The 18,554-nt window shown below is 66.3% G+C and carries 16 protein-coding genes; 6 read left to right on the forward strand and 10 right to left on the reverse strand.

The features are described 5' to 3' along the window. Positions 1-2: 2 nt before the first annotated feature. Genes GTP77_RS10925 through tsaB form a run of 4 tightly spaced genes read right to left on the reverse strand, consistent with a single transcriptional unit; the run spans position 3 to position 3,304 of the window. Positions 3-1,112: a DUF1853 family protein gene (locus GTP77_RS10925; RefSeq protein WP_161072183.1), complete on the reverse strand. Its 1,110-nt coding sequence runs from the start codon at positions 1,110-1,112 to the stop codon at positions 3-5. Next, the gene (locus GTP77_RS10930; RefSeq protein WP_161072184.1) at positions 1,096-2,127 is read right to left on the reverse strand and encodes a uracil-DNA glycosylase; all 1,032 of its coding nucleotides are present in this window, start codon (positions 2,125-2,127) and stop codon (positions 1,096-1,098) included. Before GTP77_RS10930 ends, GTP77_RS10925 begins: the two co-directional genes overlap by 17 nt. Then, complete coding sequence (gene rimI, locus GTP77_RS10935) at positions 2,124-2,594, reverse strand: ribosomal protein S18-alanine N-acetyltransferase (protein WP_161072185.1); 471 nt, start codon at positions 2,592-2,594, stop codon at positions 2,124-2,126. Before rimI ends, GTP77_RS10930 begins: the two co-directional genes overlap by 4 nt. Further along, positions 2,591-3,304, reverse strand: a complete 714-nt coding sequence (tsaB, locus tag GTP77_RS10940; RefSeq protein WP_161072186.1) for a tRNA (adenosine(37)-N6)-threonylcarbamoyltransferase complex dimerization subunit type 1 TsaB — start codon at positions 3,302-3,304, stop codon at positions 2,591-2,593. The genes rimI and tsaB overlap by 4 nt, the downstream gene beginning before the upstream one ends. Positions 3,305-3,380: 76 nt before the next feature. Between tsaB and GTP77_RS10945 the strand changes: the two genes are divergently transcribed. After that, positions 3,381-3,806 carry a thioredoxin family protein gene (locus GTP77_RS10945; RefSeq protein WP_161072187.1) on the forward strand — a complete coding sequence of 142 codons (426 nt, stop codon included), beginning with the start codon at positions 3,381-3,383 and terminating at the stop codon, positions 3,804-3,806. Positions 3,807-3,812: 6 nt separating this feature from the next. Here GTP77_RS10945 and GTP77_RS10950 read toward each other — a convergent pair whose 3' ends face one another. Together GTP77_RS10950 and GTP77_RS10955 are read right to left on the reverse strand one after the other, a co-directional pair. After that, positions 3,813-6,074, reverse strand: coding sequence for a xanthine dehydrogenase family protein molybdopterin-binding subunit (locus GTP77_RS10950; protein WP_161072188.1), 2,262 nt, complete (start codon positions 6,072-6,074; stop codon positions 3,813-3,815). Between the two features lie 28 nt (positions 6,075-6,102). Beyond that, positions 6,103-9,222 (reverse strand): EAL domain-containing protein, encoded by a 3,120-nt coding sequence (locus tag GTP77_RS10955; RefSeq protein WP_161072189.1) that lies wholly within the window; start codon positions 9,220-9,222, stop codon positions 6,103-6,105. A gap of 176 nt (positions 9,223-9,398) precedes the next feature. Here GTP77_RS10955 and GTP77_RS10960 point away from each other — a divergent pair, with 176 nt between their 5' ends. Next, positions 9,399-9,905: a DUF1993 domain-containing protein gene (locus GTP77_RS10960; protein ID WP_161072190.1), complete on the forward strand. Its 507-nt coding sequence runs from the start codon at positions 9,399-9,401 to the stop codon at positions 9,903-9,905. Between the two features lie 9 nt (positions 9,906-9,914). Here the strand turns inward: GTP77_RS10960 and GTP77_RS10965 are convergent, their stop codons facing one another. After that, positions 9,915-10,136 carry a DUF1289 domain-containing protein gene (locus GTP77_RS10965; protein WP_161072208.1) on the reverse strand — a complete coding sequence of 74 codons (222 nt, stop codon included), beginning with the start codon at positions 10,134-10,136 and terminating at the stop codon, positions 9,915-9,917. A gap of 20 nt (positions 10,137-10,156) precedes the next feature. Beyond that, positions 10,157-10,732 (reverse strand): DUF1415 domain-containing protein, encoded by a 576-nt coding sequence (locus GTP77_RS10970; protein WP_161072191.1) that lies wholly within the window; start codon positions 10,730-10,732, stop codon positions 10,157-10,159. A 219-nt stretch (positions 10,733-10,951) separates the two neighbouring features. On the opposite strand from GTP77_RS10970, the gene GTP77_RS10975 reads away from it, so the two are divergent. The 4 genes from GTP77_RS10975 to GTP77_RS10990 all read left to right on the forward strand — a co-directional run bounded on the left by GTP77_RS10975 (position 10,952) and on the right by GTP77_RS10990 (position 14,981). Next, positions 10,952-12,340 (forward strand): transglycosylase SLT domain-containing protein, encoded by a 1,389-nt coding sequence (locus GTP77_RS10975; protein WP_161072192.1) that lies wholly within the window; start codon positions 10,952-10,954, stop codon positions 12,338-12,340. Between the two features lie 247 nt (positions 12,341-12,587). After that, positions 12,588-13,379 (forward strand): enoyl-ACP reductase FabI, encoded by a 792-nt coding sequence (gene fabI / locus GTP77_RS10980; RefSeq protein ID WP_161072193.1) that lies wholly within the window; start codon positions 12,588-12,590, stop codon positions 13,377-13,379. A gap of 19 nt (positions 13,380-13,398) precedes the next feature. Then, positions 13,399-13,944 (forward strand): sigma-70 family RNA polymerase sigma factor, encoded by a 546-nt coding sequence (locus tag GTP77_RS10985; RefSeq protein ID WP_228895991.1) that lies wholly within the window; start codon positions 13,399-13,401, stop codon positions 13,942-13,944. Beyond that, on the forward strand, positions 13,941-14,981 hold the full coding sequence (locus GTP77_RS10990) for a hypothetical protein (protein WP_161072194.1): 1,041 nt from the start codon (positions 13,941-13,943) through the stop codon (positions 14,979-14,981). Before GTP77_RS10985 ends, GTP77_RS10990 begins: the two co-directional genes overlap by 4 nt. A 7-nt stretch (positions 14,982-14,988) precedes the next feature. On the opposite strand, the gene GTP77_RS10995 is transcribed toward GTP77_RS10990, so the two are convergent. Both GTP77_RS10995 and GTP77_RS11000 read right to left on the reverse strand, forming a co-directional pair. Beyond that, positions 14,989-18,015 carry a DUF2135 domain-containing protein gene (locus GTP77_RS10995; protein ID WP_229202151.1) on the reverse strand — a complete coding sequence of 1,009 codons (3,027 nt, stop codon included), beginning with the start codon at positions 18,013-18,015 and terminating at the stop codon, positions 14,989-14,991. A gap of 117 nt (positions 18,016-18,132) precedes the next feature. Further along, the coding region (locus GTP77_RS11000; protein ID WP_161072195.1) for a helix-turn-helix transcriptional regulator at positions 18,133-18,554 on the reverse strand (422 nt) is incomplete at its 5' end.

Raw genomic sequence — 18,554 nt, forward strand, 5'->3', positions numbered from 1 at the left:
AATCAAGGGGGCAGCAGCCCCTGCTCGCGGCGCGCGGCGGCACGCGCGCGCCAGTCGTCCGGCGCCACAAAGCCGCGCTCGCGCTCCACCAGCCAGCCATCCCGCTCCACCACCGACGCCACCATCACCGGCGACATCTCCTGTTCAAAACGGGCCAGCACGGCCTGCGCCACCTGCGCAGCATCCAGCGGCGCGGCGCTGTCCACGGCCGCGATGGAGTTGATGCGTGCGGGGCCGGCGGCAGGCGCGGCGGCGGGTGTGGCGGGTGTGGCGGGCGTGGCGGTCGCGGCGCGGACCTTCAGCGGCGCCAGCCATTGCAGGCGCGGCATCACCACGTATTGCTGGTCCGGCTGCGCAGCGCCATCGCGGCCGGCGGCGAATTCGCTCAAGGTGCTCCAGTAGCCCAGGCAGTGGGCGGGCGAAATGCCGGCCACGGCGTGCGGCGAGCCTTGCGGGTAGAACAGCCAGCCCTTGACCAGCGCCTGCGCCCTGTCCACCGGCTGCGGCAGCAGTGGCTGCGCGGCCGGATGGTAGGCCAGCTCCAGCTGCTTGGCAAAGGTCTTGCGCATCTTCACGCCCAGCGTGTCCGCCAGATTGGGGCCAACCAGGTGGTTGAAGCTGGCCGCGCCGGTCGTGTCATCCAGCAGATAGAACTTGGTGGCAAACTCCCAGTGCAGCAGTTCGCTGCCATGCCGCAGCAGGAAGTCGAACTCGCCCACCGTGTCATTGCGGTTGGCGCGCACTTGCAGGCCGTGGGCCACCAGCGTTCCCTGCTGCTCGAAATAGAAGGCCATCAGCTTCTCGGCGTACAGGCCGAGGCGCGAATAGAAACGGCTGCCCAGTGCGGCGTCCAGCGGCGCTGGGTCGCGCTCCAATGCGGCCAGCCAGCCTGCGGCGGCCTGCGCCGCCTGGCCCAGCGTGGCGATGCGGCCTTGCCAGTGGGGGGAATCGGGATCAAGCAGGTCGGGCGCTTCCAGCAGCCAGGCCAGCGCGCGCACATGGGGAAGGGTCAGATGACCCCATGTGCGCTCAAAGCGCTCCTGGTAGGTTTCCGCGCCTGCGGCGCGGGAAAAGATGCCAGCGCCAGCCAGGGCGTCAGGCCCGGCCGGCATGGGCCGCTTTCGCCAGGCACAGGTCGGACCACGCCTTGGCCTTGTCCGCCGGCTTGCGCAGCAGGTCGGCCGGGTGGTAGGTGGCAATGGTGGGTATGCCGTCGTAGCGCAGCACCTTGCCGCGCGCGGCCGCGCCCAGCAGGCCCTTGCCGGCCGTATGGCCCAGCGTGACGATCATGCGGCTGCCGGCCAGCTCCAGCTCGCGCTGCAGGTAGGGGCGGCAGGCCGCGAGCTGCTCGGCGGTAGGCAGGCTGTCGCTGCCGTCCTCCGCTACCGGCGGGCGGCATTTCACCAGCGTGGTCACGTAGGCGTCTTCCTCCGGCGCCACGGAGATGGCTTTCAGCATATTGTCCAGCAGCTGGCCGGGCTCGCCGGTGATGGCGCGCACTTCCTGCTCGTCCGCCGCGCCGGGCGCGGTGCCGAGCACCAGCCATTGCGCGCGCGGATCGCCGCGTCCGGGGACGGCGGCCTGGCGGCTGTGGCACAGATCGCAGCGCGTGCAGGTGGCAACGGCGGCCTGCAGCGCGGGCCAGTCCATATCGGCGATCTGCTGGCCGGCGGCTTGTGGCGCGTGGACAGCCGGAACGCTGGCTTCGGGCACGGGAACATCATCGAACCACGCGGTCGATTCAGGCTCCTCCGCGCCTGCGCCTTGCGGGCGCGGGGGCGCGGGCTGCACCGGCTTGGCGGGCGACTTCGTCACCGTGGGCGGCGGCGTGGCGGGCAGCGGCGTATTGTCGAACCAGGCGTTGTCGGCGTCTGCAGCAGGGGGAGCAGCGGGCGCGGGGCTCGCGGCAGGCGGCTGCGGCTGCGCAGCCACAGCTGCGACCGGCGCGACCTCGATTGGCGCGGGCGCAAACACTGGCGGCGGTGCGGCGTGCGGCGCGGGCTCCGGCTCGGCGGCGAAGGCCTCAACCTCCGGCGCATCGACATCGTCCATGCTCGCCACCGGATTGCGCAAGCGCCATTGCACGCCTACACCCATCTCCTGCAGGAAGACCTCGTTGCGGTTCATAAGGTATAACGCATGACGATCGCGTCCTCGCGTTGCTGGCTGCCTGCAGGGTAGTAGCCCTTGCGGCGGCCTATCTGTTCAAATCCGTAGCGCTCGTACAATTCCAGCGCGCGCGTGTTCGACGGCCGCACTTCCAGCAGCATCGATTCCATCCCCAGTCCGCGCGAGCAGGCCACCGACTGGTTCAGCAGGAAGCGTCCCAGCCCCTGCCCTTGCCATTCCTGCGCCACCGCCACGTTCAGCAAATGCGCCTCGTCGACCATCTGCATCACCAGGAAGTAGCCCATCAGCCGCATGTCCTGGCCGCGCAGCACCCAGGCCTGGTAGCCGCTGGCCAGCGAGTCGGCGAAATTGCCCCGTGTCCAGGGGTAAGGATAAACACTCTCCTCCAGCGCCACCACTTCGTCGATATCGCTGTCGCGCATCGGTTCATAGTTCAGCCGAGCCAGATCCCACACAGGTTTCATGCGGCGGCCTTTGCGGCATTGATCTCGCGCCGCTCGGCGCTGGTGTAGGCGATCTTGTTGCGCAGGTAGAGCGGCTGCGCATCCGCCGCTTTCACACCCTGCCCTGCCTCGAAGGCAATGCGGCCCAGCTGCGCGATCTGCGCCGCGTGCGGCATCACGTCCGCGTGCGCGCCGGCCGCGAAAGGCTTGCCCGCCAGCGCTTCGGCATACGCCGCAAAGCCGTTACCGCAAGCCGTCACTTCGCCCTGCGGCGCCACCGCGTCCGGCGCCGACAATGCGGGCGCCAGCACGGCCAGAGGCGCGGCCTGCGGGCCGCCGTCGAAGCGGTACTGCGCCCAATAGACTTCGCTCATGCGCGCGTCCAGCACGGCCAGGATCTCGCTGCCGCCGTGCTGCTGGTGGCAAGCCAGCGCCATCGCGTCCAGCGTCACCACCGGCACCAGCGGCAGGCCGGCGCCATAGCCCAGGCCCTGCGCGATGCCGCACGCGGTGCGCACGCCGGTGAAGGAGCCGGGACCGGAACCGTAGGCGATCGCGTCGCAATCGCGCAGCGCCACGCCGGCTTCGGCCAGCAGCTCCTGGATCATGGGCAGGATGGCTTGCGAATGGGTGCGCACGCCGGACGACGAGCGGGTGATGACTTCCTCGCCGCGCAGCAGCGCGCAGGAAGCCATTTCGGAAGATGTTTCAATTGCAAGTATGGTAGACATGCCGTATTTTAACCCGGCGCGGCCCCAACAACCCAGCCTGCTGCCTTGCTTTCCGGCTCGGGGTACAATACCGCGCATGCACAGCACTACCTTACATTCAGATAACCGCGCCGACGTTGCCGGCGCACTGGCGCAAGACCGTTGGATCGTGGCCTGCCTGTGCGCGGCCTGGTGCGGCACTTGCGCAGGCTACCGCGCCACCTTCGACGAACTGGCCGCGCGCCATCCAGACAAATACTTCCTGTGGGTGGACATCGAAGACCATGCCGACGTGGTCGGCGACCTCGATGTGGAAAACTTCCCCACCCTGCTGATCCAGCGCCACGAGGATGTGGCCTTTTTCGGCACCATGCTGCCCGACCCGAACGTGGCGCACCGCCTGATCCAGGCCCAGTGCAGCATGGACGACGCGGAACTGGCGCGCTATGCGCAAAGCAGCGAGGAGCGCCGCCACTGGCAGCGCGACTGCAATCTGCGCGCGCTGCTGGCCGGCGCTTCCTAGTCCGCCTTAAGCCAGGCGCAGCGGCAGGCTGCGCAGGCGCTGCCCGGTCAGCGTGAACACCGCGTTGGCCACGGCAGGCGCCACCGGCGGCACCGCAGGCTCGCCCATGCCCTCCGGCGGCTCGGCGCTCAGCATGATGATGGTTTCCACCTTCGGAGCCTGCGGCATCCGCAGCACTTCGTACTGGTGGAAATTGCTCTGCTCGACCTTGCCGTCCTTGATGGTGATTTCCCCCCTCAGCGCAGCCGACAGCCCGAACACCACCGCCGACTCCACCTGCTGCGAAATAATGCCGGGATTGACGGCAATGCCGCAATCGACCGCGCATACCACGCGGTGCACGATAATCTGCTTGTCCTGCACCGATACCTCCGCCACCTGGGCCACGATGGTGCCGAAGGACTGGTGCAGCGCCACGCCGTGCGCGCGCCCCGGCGGCGGCTGGCCGGCCTTGTCCACCGCCGCGTTCAGCACCGCCAGGTGGCGCGGATGGCGGTGCAGCAGCCCGCGCCGGAAGCTGGCGCCGCTCTGGCCTACAGCATGCGCCAACTCGTCGATGAAGCTCTCCTTGAAGAAGGCGTTGTGCGAGTGGCCCACTGAGCGGAAATAGCCGATCGGCACGGCGCTGTCGGCAGTGACATGCCGGACGCGCTGGTTGGGAATTTCGTACTGCATGTCGAACGCGCCTTCGGCCGTGGTCTTGTCCGGCCCTGCCCCCGGCAAGCCGAGGTTGCGCTTGAAGAACTGGTGGCCGATGGCGCCGCTGACGGACTTGCTGTCCCACGCGGCGATATTGCCCGCCGCATCCAGGCTGGCGGCAAAGCGGGCCAGCGCGGCCGGGCGGTATACATCATGCGTGGTGTCGTCTTCGCGCGACCAGATCATCTGCACCGGGGCGCCGTTGCATTCCTTCGCCACCGCCACCGCCTGCGCGATAAAGTCGGTCTCCAGGCGGCGCCCGAAGCCCCCACCCAGCATGCCGACTTCCAGCGTCACATCGGCCGCGCTCACGCCCGCCACCTTGGCGGCAGCGTCGATGGCCAGCCCCGGCGCCTGCGTCGACACCCACAGCCTGACCTTGCCGTCCTTGACCTGGGCCGTGCAATTGAGCGGTTCCAGCGCGGCGTGCGCCAGGAAGGGCGCACGGTATTCCGCCTTGAGCGTCTTCACGGCGCCCGCAGCTTGGGCCACGTCGTCCACCTCGCCGAGAGTGTAGTAGGCATGGCCGTCCTCGTCGTCCAGCTGCTGCGCGAACTGCTTGAACACGCCTTCGCTCGACAGCTTGCCGTGCGCGCCCTCATTCCAGGTGACCGGCAGCGCGGCCGCAGCCTGCTTCGCCTGCCAGTAATGGGCCGCCACCACGGCCAGGCCCGCGCTGGCGCCGGTCTTTTCCGCCAGCGCCGAGGAGAAATCGACCACGCGCGCCACGCCCGGCATCTTCAGTACCGCTGCCGTATCCACGCTGGCCACGGCGCCGCCGATCACGGGCGACATCTTCACTGCCGCGTACAGCATGCCTTCCGGCCGCGCGTCCAGGCCGAACCTGGCGCTGCCGTTGACCTTGGACGGCGTATCGAGGCGCGGCGCGGCCGTGCCGATCAGACGGAACTGGCCCACCGATTTCAGCCGCACCGTGCCCGGCGTCATGCCCGCGGCAGCGGCTACCAGCGCGCCGTAGGCGGCCCGCTTGCCGTTCGGGTGCGCCACAAAGCCCGCCTCCGTAAAGCACTCGGCCGGCTTCACTTTCCACTCTCGCGCGGCGGCCTCGATCAGCAAGGCACGCGCGGTGGCGCCGGCTTCCCGCATCGGCAGCCACAAGTCCTTCACGCTGGACGAGCCGCCCGTCATATTGATGCCCAGCTCGCGACCCACCTTGGACACCAGCCACCCGGCCAGGCGCTTGCCGCGCCCCTCTTCGTCCGGATGGAAAGGCAGGCTGTCGACCAGGATGGAGACGTTGCCATAGATTTTGTCGTTCGGCGCCTGCACCAGCTTTACCTGCGCCAGCGGCACGTCCAGTTCCTCGGCCAGCAGCATGGGCAGCGCGGTATGCACGCCCTGTCCCATTTCGCTGCGCGCCATCACCACCGACACGGTGTTGTCCGGTGCGATGGCGACCCAGCCGTTAAGCGGCACGGCGCCGCCGCTCACGGGCAGCGGCAGCTTGCCGCGCACGCGCTGGCGCGGCGGCAGTGCCCCCCAGCCAACCACCATGGCGCCGGCCACCGCAGTGGCGCTCAGCAGAAAACGGCGGCGCGACAACTTCATAACTTCCTTTCGGTTGGGGAGATGCGGATCAGGACTGCCAGCGCTGCAGCAAATCGTCCGGCAGCACAGGCTTGCTGTAGAAGTAGCCCTGCGCCAGGTTGCAGCCGTGGCGCAACAGGAAGGCGGCTTGCTGCTCGGTCTCCACGCCTTCGGCAATGACGGACAGATTCATGCTCTTGCCCAGCTGGATAATGGCGATGGCAATGGCCTCGTCGTTGGCGTCGGTGGAAATGTCCTTGATGAAGGAACGGTCGATCTTCAGCGTCTGTACCGGCATCTGCTTCAGGTAGGCCAGCGAGGAATAGCCGGTGCCGAAATCGTCGATCGCCAGGCCCACGCCGATGGAATGCAGGTCATTGATGAAGACCATGGCGTCGCCGGTGTTCATGATGACGGACTCGGTCACTTCCAGCTGCAGGCGGTGCGGCTCCAGGCCCGTCTCGCGCAGGATATCGCCCACCATGGAGGCGATGCTGCCGCGCTCGAACTGCTTGGCCGACAGGTTGACGGCCATCTTCGGCACCCACAGGCCGGCCTCCTGCCAGCGCACCATCTGCAGGCAAGCCTGGTACAGCACCCACTTGCCCAGCTGGTTGATGTAGCCGGTGTCCTCGGCCAGCGAGATAAAGCGGTTCGGCGGCACCAGGCCCAGTTCCGGGTGGTTCCAGCGCACCAGCGCCTCCACGCCCACCAGGCGGCCGGTGTCGATCTCCACCTGCGGCTGGTAGTTCAGGAACATCTCGTCCTTCTCCAGCGAGCGGCGCAGGAAGGTCTCCAGGCGCAAGCGCTCCACGCCCTCGCCCGACATGGACGGCGCATAGAAGCGGTAGCCGTTGCGGCCGCGCGCCTTGGCCTGGTACATGGCCACATCGGCATTGCGGATCAGCATATTCAGATCGGTGGCGTCGGCCGGCGACAGGCTGATGCCCACGCTGCAGGTGATGAACAGCTCGTGCCCGGCCACCATGAAGGGCTGCTCGAACATGCCCACCAGTTTTTCAGCCACCTGGCTGGCGCCGTACTGGCCGTCCACGTTCTCGAGCAGCACAATGAATTCGTCGCCGCCCAGGCGGGCCAGCGTGTCGCCGTCGCGCAGCTTGTCCTGCAGCGCCGTGGCCACCTGCTTGAGCAGCTCGTCGCCGATATGGTGGCCCAGCGTGTCGTTGACGTTCTTGAAGCGGTCCAGGTCGATGAACAGCAGCGCCAGCTGCTCATGCTCGCGCGTGGCGCGCTGCAAGGCGTGGTGCAGGCGGTCGTGGAACAGCAGGCGGTTCGGCAGCGCGGTCAGCGGGTCGTGGTGGGCCAGGTGGTCCAGCTTTTCCTGCGACTGCTTGACCAGGGTGATGTCGCCGAACACGCAGACGTAGTGCGTGGTCACGCCGCGCGTATCGCGCACCGCGCTCACCGTCAGCCACTCCAGATACAGCTCGCCGGTTTTGCGCAGGCTCCAGATCTCGCCGCGCCAGAAGCCGGTGTTTTCCAGTTCCTGCCACATGTCGTCGTAGAAGGCTTCCTCGTGGCGGCCCGAGCGCGTCAGCGAGCGGTCCTTGCCCAGCGCGTCCTGCTCGCTGTAGCCGGTGATCTGCGTGAAGGCCGGGTTCACGGCCACGATGGTGCCCTTGTCGTCGATCACCATCACACCGTCGGCGATATGCTCGAGCACCGTGGCCGACAGGCGCAGCTTCTCTTCCGCCTCCTTGCGCGCGGTCACGTCGGCATACACCCAGATGCTGCCCTCGTTGGCGCGGCTCTGGTCGATGGCGCAGCCGCTCACCATGCACCAGAACAGCGTGCCGTCCTTGCGCCGGTAGTGGCGTTCCTCGCTGAAGTACTCGCCGGCCGACAGCGTGGGGTACTGGCGCGCGCCGGCCGATTCGAACTCGAAGGCGGTGGGGAAGACAATGGCGGTGGAGGCGCCGGCCATGTCGCCCGGCTCGTAGCCGAACAGCTCTTCGCAGCGCCGGTTGACGGACACGATCTGGCGGTTGCGCACGAACATCACGCCGAACATCACGTTGTCCAGGATGGCGCTCTGCTCGGCCAGCAGGCCTTCGATGCGCATTTCATTGTGCTTGCGCTGGCTGATATCGGAAATAATGCCGTCCACCCAGGGCGCCTTGTCGCCCGGCTCGGACACCTGCGGCTGGCCGTTCTCGGCCACCCAGCGCTCGGTGCCGCTGGCGTCCGTGATGCGGTATTCCACCGCATAGGGCTTGCCGTCGCGGATGGCCTGGCTCACCACGCGGCGCTGCATGCGGCGGTCTTCGGGGCAGATCAGGTTGGCCCAGGAATGGCTGGTGCTGCGCATGAACTGCGCGGCCGAGTAGCCGGAGATGTCTTCGATGGCGTCGCTGACGAAATCGACCGGGCCGTCCGGGCGGAAGCGGAACACCGCGCCCGGCACCTGGGTCACGATGGTGCGGAAGCGCTCCTCGCGCTGGCCGATGTCCTCGAACAGATGCTTGATCGCCACCCGCATCTGCTCGAGCTGGCCGGACAGGCGTCCCAGCTCGTCGCTGCCGGTCAGTTCCAGCCGGGTTTCGAAGTCGCCGTGCGACAGGCGGTCGGAGAAGCGCATCAGCTTGCGCAGCGGCTTGATCAGGCGCTTGTTCAGGAACAGCACGATGAGCAGCAGCGACACGGTCAGCTGCGCCGCCAGCACGAAGACGTAGGACAGCTGCTTCTCGCGCAGCTCCTGCTGGCTGCGGGCGTCGTCCATCTCCACCATGATGCGGCCGATCTTCTCGCCGCGCACCAGGATTTCGCGCTCGGCGCGGTAGACGTTGCCGGTGGTCTGGCGCGGCGACTGCAAGTGCATGAACTGGGTTTCAGCCTGGCCGGTGACCTGCACCTGCAGCACCGAACGGTCGCGCATGACCGATTCGACCAGCGAATGGGCCGACTCGGCGTTCATATTCCACAGCGATTCCTGCATGCCGAGCGCCAGGATGTCGGCATTGCGCTGCAGCGACTCGTTGAGCGCCATCTTGGCCGACTGCTGCTCGTGCACGCCGATCAGCAGATAACTGCCTATCATTGCAGGAATCACAAGGCCGCCAAACACCACCAATAGCAAAGCGCCATAGATGGATAGGCCGTACAGCGCGCTCAGACGGGAACGCATCCTTCTGTATAAAGAACTAATCATGCACCACGGGGACTTGGTCTTACGCTTGTTTGCTAATACAGGATTCTTCGTTTGCAACAATTATGCACGCAAACAAGTGTCCGAGTCATCAGAATACATTTCGCCGCACGCCATGGGCGCAAGCAGGAATGCCGCAAGCTTGCTATTATCGCCCCTCTTTCAACGAGGAGCCTGCCATGACTTTTAATACCTATACCGCATCCATCCCAGTGTTCAAGCAGATTCTGAACAGCCTGCTGGCCATCCTCGACAAGGCCGAAGCCCATGTAACCGACAAGAAACTTGACGCTAATGCCCTGTTGCAATTCCGTCTGTTCCCGGACATGCTGCCATTCTCGCGCCAGATCCAGATCGCCACCGACTTCGCCAAGGGCGCGGGCGCGCGCCTGGCCGGCCAGGAAGTGCCGCCGTATGAAGACACCGAAAAGAGCTTTGCCGAACTGAAAGCGCGCATCGCCAAGACCATCGCCTTCCTGGACAGCCTGAACGCGGCCGACTTCGGCGGCGCCGAAGACCGCGCCATCACCACCGGCAGCGGCGAGAAGACCAAGCACTTCACCGGCAGCACCTATCTGCTGCACTACGCGCTGCCGCACTTCTTCTTCCACGCCACCACCGCCTACGACATCCTGCGCCACAACGGCCTGGAAATCGGCAAGAAGGACTACATCGGCACCTATTGATGCCTTGAACTAGCTGTTGCGGCGCGGGTAGCCCTGCGCCGTGATGCGCTGCCACACCAGCTCCTTTTCCGCCTCCCCCATCGACACCCAGTGCGCCACTTCCATATAAGTGCGGCCGCAGCCGCGGCAGATGTCGTCGAAGGTGGTGGAGCAGACGGCCACGCAGGGCGTGTCCGGGCGCTGCGGCGCGGGCGCGGACGGGCTTGCCGCCTCGTGCACCGCCGCCGCCATGCGCTTCAGTTCCATTTCCGTCATTCCTTCACCTGGCGCTTCACGTCGAGATCCAGTGCGTCCCAGCCCTCGTGGCCCAGTTTTTCCATGGTTTCGAGATTCTTTTCGAAAATGTCTTCCGCTTCCGGGAAGGCTTCCACCGCGCGGTCCACGCTTTCCTCGCGCAGCAGGTGCAGCGTGGGGTAAGGCGAACGGTTGGTGTAGTTGCCGATGTCGTTCTTGTCGGTGTCGGCGAACTGGTAGTCCGGGTGGAAGCTGGCCACCTGCAGGATGCCGTCCAGGTCCATTTCCTCCAGCGCGCCGTCGGCCACGTCCAGGAAGTCGTTATAGTCCTCGAAGTCGTTCAGCACCTGCGGATGGATAATCAGCGTGGTGTCGATCTTTTCCGGGTTCGTTTCGGCCAGCAGCTCCAGCTCGTCCATCAGCACTTCCATCAGTTCCTCATCGGTGGCGGCGTCCGTCACCACGTAGCGGATCTGGTTCTTGATATGCACGGCCTTGGCGAAGGGGCACAGATTGAGGCCGATAACGGCTTTTTCCAGCCATTTCTGGGTCTGGGCGATAACGGTGGCGTGGTCGGCGATGGGCTTGCTCATAGGGGTCTTCCTTGTAAATGCTTGCGGCGAGCGCGCATTGTACGCACTCCGGCAAAATGCCGTCTACTTCCGTCAACTGCGATATATTTGCCGACATTATTACATTAAAAGAAACTGTCATCCGGACGACATAATTCTTGACTCAGCCGGTCCAACCTACGTACACTGCCCCATTATTCATGGTTCGTCCGTGTTTCTCGACGACAACAATGGAATACTATGCAAGCACGATTTAAATTCCTACCCTTGCTGGCGGCGCTGATTGGCCTGGCGCCGGCGATCAGCCAGGCACTCGACAGCGCGCCCCCGGCGGCGCCATCGGCCAGCCTCCCCCTGATCCCGCTGACCACGCCCGCCACGGCAAAACTGCCGACCTCCGAACTGCTCCCCGCCTCCAAAGTTGTAGCCAAACCCGCCGTCAGCGAAGACGCGTTCCGGGAAACCGACGTTTGGGGCCGCATCCGCACCGGCTACGCCATCCCTGATATTAACAACGAACTGGTGCACAAGCACGTTACCTGGTACGCCACGCGTCCGGACTACATTGCCCGCACCACGCAGCGTGCCTCGCGCTACCTGTTCCACGTCGTCACCGAGCTGGAAAAGCGCAGCATGCCGACCGAACTGGCGCTGTTGCCCTTTATTGAATCGGCCTTCAACCCGCAAGCCCTGTCCAGCGCCAACGCGGCCGGCATGTGGCAGTTCGTGCCCGGCACTGGGCGCGACTACAACCTGAAGCAGGACGCCTTCAAGGACGAACGGCGCGGCATCCTGGCCTCGACCGACGCCGCCCTCAGCTATCTGCAGCGCCTGTACGATATGTTCGGCGACTGGCAGCTGGCCCTGGCCGCCTACAACTGGGGCGAAGGCAATGTGCAGAAAGCCATCAAGCGCAACCAGGCAGCCGGCAAGCCCACCGATTTCGAAAGCCTGGCCGAGCTGATGCCGGCCGAAACCCGCAACTACGTGCCAAAACTGCAAGCCGTGAAGAACATCGTGGCCAATCCTGCCCAGTTCAGCCTGCATTTGCCCGTGATCGACAACCAGCCTTATTTTACCGCCGTCGACAAGACCAGCGATATCGACCTGGCCATCGCCGCCCAGCTGGCGGAAATGCCGGTGGACGAGTTCAAGGCGCTCAATCCGCAGTTCAACCGCCCTGTCATCACCGGCGGCGAACAGACCCGCATCCTGCTGCCCAAGGCCAACGCCGAAAAGTTCAACCTGAACCTGGCGCAATGGGGCCGCGCGCTGTCGAGCTGGACCACGCACAAGATCACCAGCGCGCGCGAGCGCATCGAAACGCTGGCGTCCAAGTTCCACACCACGCCGGAAGTGATACGCCAGGCCAACAATATTCCGAGCAAATCGGTGCTGAAAGCCGGTTCCACCATCCTGGTGCCGAAGACTTCGTCCTCGCTGCACATGGACATCGCGCCGGAAGTGGCGGACAACGCCGTGGTGGCCTTCGAAGCCGACCGTGGCGGCAAGCGCGCCAGCAATTACAAACAAGCCAAATCCGGCACCGCCAAGGATGCTCCGGTAGCCCTGGTCAAGGCCCGCGTCCCGCGCGACGCCGCCGGCAAAAAGAAAACCAAGCAGAATTAAGCGGGTTGGCGGGTTACGCTACGCTAACCCGCCCTACGCATACCGATGCGATACCGTAGGGCGGGTTAGCACGCAGTGCGTAACCCGCCACGCGGTGCCACAAAAGTTGCAGTCCCGGCAGCTACCCCCTACAATCTCGATCTCACGGTATCGGGTCTCCCGCCCACCACTAGAATAAACAACCCATACTGTCGCTAACGCCGCCCCGCGCGCGCGTGCCATCGCAGCAGTAGCAATTGGAGTGAACATGGCGTTCTTACAAGGCAAGAAAATCCTCATCACCGGCCTGCTGTCCAACCGGTCCATCGCCTACGGCATCGCCAAGGCCTGCCAGCGCGAAGGCGCGGAACTGGCATTCACCTATGTCGGCGAGCGTTTCAAAGACCGCATCACCGAGTTCGCCGCTGAATTCAACAGCAAACTGGTGTTCGATTGCGACGTCAGCAGCGATGAGCAGATCGAAGCCCTGTTTGCCGACCTGGGCAAAGAGTGGAGCCAGCTGGACGGCCTGGTGCACGCCATCGGCTTCGCGCCGCGCGAAGCCATCGCCGGCGAATTCCTGGACGGCCTGACCCGCGAGAACTTCCGCATCGCGCACGACATCTCCGCCTACAGCTTCCCGGCCATGACCAAGGCCGCGCTGCCGCTGCTCAAGCCGGGGTCGTCGGTGCTGACCCTGTCCTACCTGGGCGCGGTACGTGCGATTCCTTACTACAACACCATGGGCCTGGCCAAAGCCTCGCTGGAAGCGTCGGTACGCTACCTGGCGGAAAACCTGGGCCAGATGGGTATCCGCGCCAACGGCATCTCGGCCGGTCCGATCAAGACCCTGGCCGCGTCCGGCATCAAGGACTTCAGCAAGCTGCTGGGCTTCGCGTCCTCGCACGCCCCGCTGCGCCGCAACGTGACGATTGAAGAAGTGGGCAACACCGCCGCCTTCATGCTGTCCGACCTGGCCTCCGGCATCACCGGCGAAATCACCTATGTGGACGGCGGCTTCTCGCACGTCATGGGCCTGAACGCCAGCGACTACCAGTAAGTTGCGCTCACCGCGCAGCATGAGCGATCTTTCCGACGAAGCGCTGATGCTGCGCTACTGCGAAGGCGACCTGTCCGCCTTCCAGGAGCTCTACGGCCGCCATAGCCGCGGCCTGTACCGTTTTCTCTGCTGGCGCTCCCCGCGCCGCGACTGGGTCGACGAAATCGCCCAGGACAGCTGGTTCAGCCTGCACCAGGCGCGCGCCAGCTACACCCCGCAAGCCACTTTCCGCACTTTTCTGTACCAGATCGCCCGCAACCGCCTGATCGACCTGCTGCGCCAGCCGCAAGCGGCGGTAGAGGACGAGCTGACGGCGCCGGTCATTGACGCATCCGCCGCGCCCGACGCGGCGATGGAGTCGCGCCAGCAGAACAGCGCGCTGCACGCGGCCATCCATGCGCTGCCCGGCGAACAGAAGGAAGCGCTTATACTGCAACAATTCAGCGGCATGTCGCTGGAGGAAATCGCCCTGCTGGTGGCGGCGCCGGTGGAAACCGTGAAGAGCCGCTTGCGCTATGCGATGAAGAAATTGCGCGGGCAGTATGCGCAGGAGGAGCAGGCATGAGCGGCAAGGACCACGATCAACTCGACGATGCGGAATTCGCAGCCTTCCTGCAAGGCGACGATGCGCTGGCGCGCGATCTGGCCGCGCTTGAACAGCCTGCGCCGCCGCCGGCGCTGGACGCTGCCATCCAGGCCCGCATCGCCGCCGCCCTCGCCGCCGAGCGCCTTGCCGCGCAGCCGGCCGCGAACGATCCCGTTGTGGACACTGCCGCAAGCGGCGGCGCCGCGCCCACGGTACTCAGCCGAAAATCGCGCTGGCAATCGCGCTGGCAATCGCGCTGGCAGCTGCCGCTGGCGCTGGCCGCCGGCGTAGCGGCCATCTCCGTCGCGCTGCCATTGTGGCAAACGCACGATCCAGTCACCGAGGCCATGGTGGCTGCGGCGCCAGCCCAGCCTGCAGCGCCTCCTCCGCCCGCCGCGCCTACCGTGCCCGCCGCCTCCACCGCGCCGGCCGTCGCCACGCCTTCCGCCGAGCCCAGGCAGGAGCCCGTGCCGGCAAAGGCGGCGAAGCGGGAACAGGCGGCGCCGGTGGCCAAAAAAGCATCCGAACCGAGGGACGCCGTGGTTGCCGAGGACGTCGGCCTGCCGCCCATATTCATTCCCGAGCCCGCCCCCGTGACGCCGCGCCCTCCCGCGCTTATGTTTGCGCCGCCACCCGCGCCTGCGCCGGCAGCGCCGCCTATGCCTGCGCCTGCGCCAGTCGTTGCACCAGCAACGGCACCGGCGCCTCCTGCGCCTCCTGCCCCAGCGCCGGCTGGCTATGCGCCTGGCACGGTCATCGCCAACGCCACAAACGTGCGTCCCGAATCACTGCGCCGCGCGCCGCAAACCGTGTCCGTCACGGGATCGCGCATCATGGCCCCCGGCGAAGCACAGGGTGAGATCCCGCCCCAGGCCTGGCTGCAGAAAATTGAAGAACTGCTGAAGCAAAACGAAAGCGGCGCGGCCCTCGCCGAATGGCGAAAGTTCCGCGCCGCGTATCCAGCCTATCCGGTGCCGGACAAGCTGTCCTCCAATTTCCCGCCAGCCGCCGAATAGCCCAGGACTAGCTGCCGGGCACTTCGAACTCGCCCACCAGCACCGTGCTGCCGCGCCCGGTCAGGCGCACCGTCACCATCTCCTCTTTCGCGTCCGGCGTACCGAACGCCGTCGTCAGGCGCAGCTGGACCGTGGTGGCGCCCGCAACCAGCTGCTGCCGGTGGCCAAAGAAATTGGCATGCACCTGGTACTTGCCCGGCTTGGCTTTGCGCAGCGAGAATTCCTCCGGGCCATAGCCGCCCGTGAAGTCGCGCGAAATGCGGCCGCCCTGCACGGTAATCATCTGCGCGTAGTAGCAGCGCTCGCCGTTCGGGTCCGTCACCCACAAGTCCATATCGCTGTTGTCCGCATCCCAGGTCAGCACCGCGCGCAAATCGAGCGGCAGGTTTTTCAGCAGACGGCCATCGATACGGCCGGTGTCAACCGTGCCTTTGGGCGCAGCCGCGATAATGGCGTTCATCTCGGCCAGCGCAATCAGCTCGATATCCGCAAAGCGCCCATCCCATGGCCGCAGCACCACTTCATACAGCTGGTCCACCGCCTGCTGCGGCTTGCCTGCCGCGGCATATGCCAGCCCCAGATCGCGATAGGACTGCGGCTCCTCGCCCGCCAGCAGCAGCACCTGCTCAAACAGCGGCACGGCCAGCTGCGGCAAGCCCGCCTGCAAAAGCCGGTAGCCCAGTATGCGCAGCACATGGCGGTTCTCCAGTTCCAGCTCGGCCAGATTGGACAGCACCCGCAAGCCCAGGTCGCGCTGGCCGCGCTCGATCAGCATGTCCGCCACATCCAGGTAGAAGGCGCTGCTGCCGCTCCATGACGGCCGCTCGTCCAGATAGATCGCATACAGCGCGTCGCTGCTCGCCGCCTTCATGCGCGCAATGTAGGGCGCGTTCGCGGACCATTTTTTCATCGAGATCGTGCCCGCGCCGGCCGTGCCGGCCTGCGGCGTTGCCGAAGCCGGGGCCGAAGTTTGGGCGGGGGCATAAGCCAAAGCAGGAGCCGGGGCCGAAAAAGGGGCCGGAGGCGGGGGTGGTCGCGGAGAGACTGGCGCCGGAGCTGGCACCTCAGGCGCGCGCTCAAACGCCAGCGGTGCGGATGCCCGCCGCGCCGCGTTGGTGGCGTTGGCAATGACGTTACCGGGCGCCGCCCCGATATCCTCGGCGACCACGACGTCCCGCAATGGCCCGACGCTGCTACCCGTCACCTTGATCGGCCCCAGGCCCGCGCCGCTATCAGTGCGTGGCAGCACTTGCGCAAGTTTGGCAGCGGCCTCTTTCGGGTAATCCTTGTTCCACCAGGCCTCCTTCTGCTGGAAGCGACGCACCACGTCATCAAGCTGCTTGACGCGCCGCTGCGCAAGCTGGGCGCCGAAGCGTGCCTTCATCTTCTCGTAGTCGGCCAGCAATTCGGCAGGCGGCGTTACGTCGTAGCGCACGTAGTCGTCCAGGCGCTCCAGCACCAGCAGAGAGGTCTCGCGCGTCGGCAGGCCAAACTGCGCGCCCAGGCGGCGGATGGCGCCGCGATGCAGATCGAACTCCGCCTCCAGCTCGCGCAGCTTGTAGCCTGCCCACACCAGGGCCGCCTGCGGATGCAGCGGCGCTTTCTCCCCGACCGCCAGTTTGATCTCGGTGGCTTTCCCCTGCTGCACGATGGTCAAAGCCACTTGCGCCGACGGCTGCGTGAGCTTGCCCGCCACGCGCAGCATGCCTTGCCGCGCACCGGACAGGTCGGCCAGCAGGTCCTTGGCGCCGTCCGCGTGCAGATCATGCAGCTGCGGGCCGTCGGTCAGCAGCATCTCCGCCGCCGCGCCGGGGCGGTCCGCCTGCACCTGCACCAGCTGGCCGCCGCTGCGCTCAGCCAGCGCCGCCAGCCTGCCGGTGTCCGCACTGGCGGCGGAGTTCATGGCATACAGCCGCTGGCCGGACGCCAGCACGGGAAACTTCGCGCCGCCGTAGTTCAGCAAACCGTCGCTCACCAGCAGGTATTCGTCCACGCCGCGCTGCGGCTGCCAGTCCGCCAGCGCGCTGGCGCCGTCGTACACGGTGGACAGCAAGTCCTTGCGCAAAGCGCTCCAGTTGCCACGCTCGATTTGATAAGCGACCGCCGCCTCCGGCCTGTCCCGCAGGCGCTGCAGCCGCACTTCGGCCCGGCCCAGCGCCTTGAAATAGCGGTCCAGCTCAGCCAGTTCCGCGTCTATATGGCGGTTGGCGCCGGAGCCCGAGCTATCCCACAGCAGGCCCACCACCTTGGGGAGCTTGCGCGCCACGCGCCGCGCCGCCACCGGAATCTCCGCCACAAAATAGCGTTCGCCGTCGAATTGCTGGACATAGGCTTGCGGCTGCGCGCTGCCCGGCAGGCGCAGCGCCAGCGCAGCGTTGGCCGCGCCGGTGTAATCCTGCTTTGCCACCTGCGCGCGGTAGCCGTTGCGCATGCCTTCGAAATGCAGCTCGCCCAGGGCGCCGCTGGTGCTCGGCGCGGCGCTGGCGCCGTTCACTTGCAGGCTCAGGCCAAAATCCCGCACCCGCTCGCCGTAAGCCAGCGGCAGGCGGTAGATCCAGCCTGTACCGTCGCGCGCCAGCGTCTCGCTGTATTTCACTTCCACCGTGCGCGTTCCCTGCGCGGGTATCGGGTACACCCGCAGCCGGAAGTTATTGCCCTCGGTGCGTTCCAGCAGGCCCGGATCGATGCCGCGCCGCTCCACCGCCTCCAGTATCTCGCGCCCCCGGCTCTTTTCCACCGGCACGGCAGGCCGCAGCTTGCCGTCGATATCCAGCGCGAAAGCGCTGATCTGCTGGCCTTCCAGCAGCGGGAAATGCAGATGCCCCTCCAGCGCGCGGCCGTTCGGATTGAAGAACACCATGCGCACCGTGGTTTCCGCCATGCCGCCGCTGACGGCGCCGGCTATGCTCACGCTTTGCAGCCGCACAGGGCGCTCGCCGTTCAGGGTTTCCATGCGCGGCATGGGGACAGCTGCGCCGGCGCCGCATGGCAGCGCGCACAGCATCAATAACAGGACTAGCAATCGCAACAGCATGGCACTCTCCTTGACCCGGCTTCTTCCGGCATGGGAGTGAAACGGTGCGATGCGCCGAACGGGGTTAAAAAGGCAAAAATATTTCAAACCCGGCGGCCCGGGCGCCGGATGCGGTATCTATTCCTGCCCGCGCTGCGCCAGGAAATAGGCGGGGCTGGTGAGCAACAAGGACACCAGATCGGCCTGGCGGCGCGTGCCGGTCTTGTTAAAGATGCTTTTGAGCTGGCTGCGCGCCGTGCTGATGGCCGTGCCGCGCTCGCCGGCCGCCTCTTCCAGCGTTTTGCCGCCGCACAGTGCCGACGCCAGCGCCGCCTCGGCGGCCGACAGGCCGAACAGCTGGCGCAGCAGGTCCGCCTGCACCACCGGCGTACTGAGCGGATCATAGGCCAGTACCAGCGCCGCGCCGGGCAGCGCGCTTCCCTCGCCCATCTGCAGCGGCGTCACCAGCAGCGACAGCGGCGCGGCGCCGGCGCGCGGCAGCAGCACCACGCCCGGCTCCGGCGATCCGTCGCCATGGCTGGCGCGCACCGCCCCGCACA

The organism is Pseudoduganella aquatica (genome assembly GCF_009857595.1).
Classification (GTDB): Bacteria; Pseudomonadota; Gammaproteobacteria; order Burkholderiales; family Burkholderiaceae_D; genus Rugamonas; species Rugamonas aquatica_A.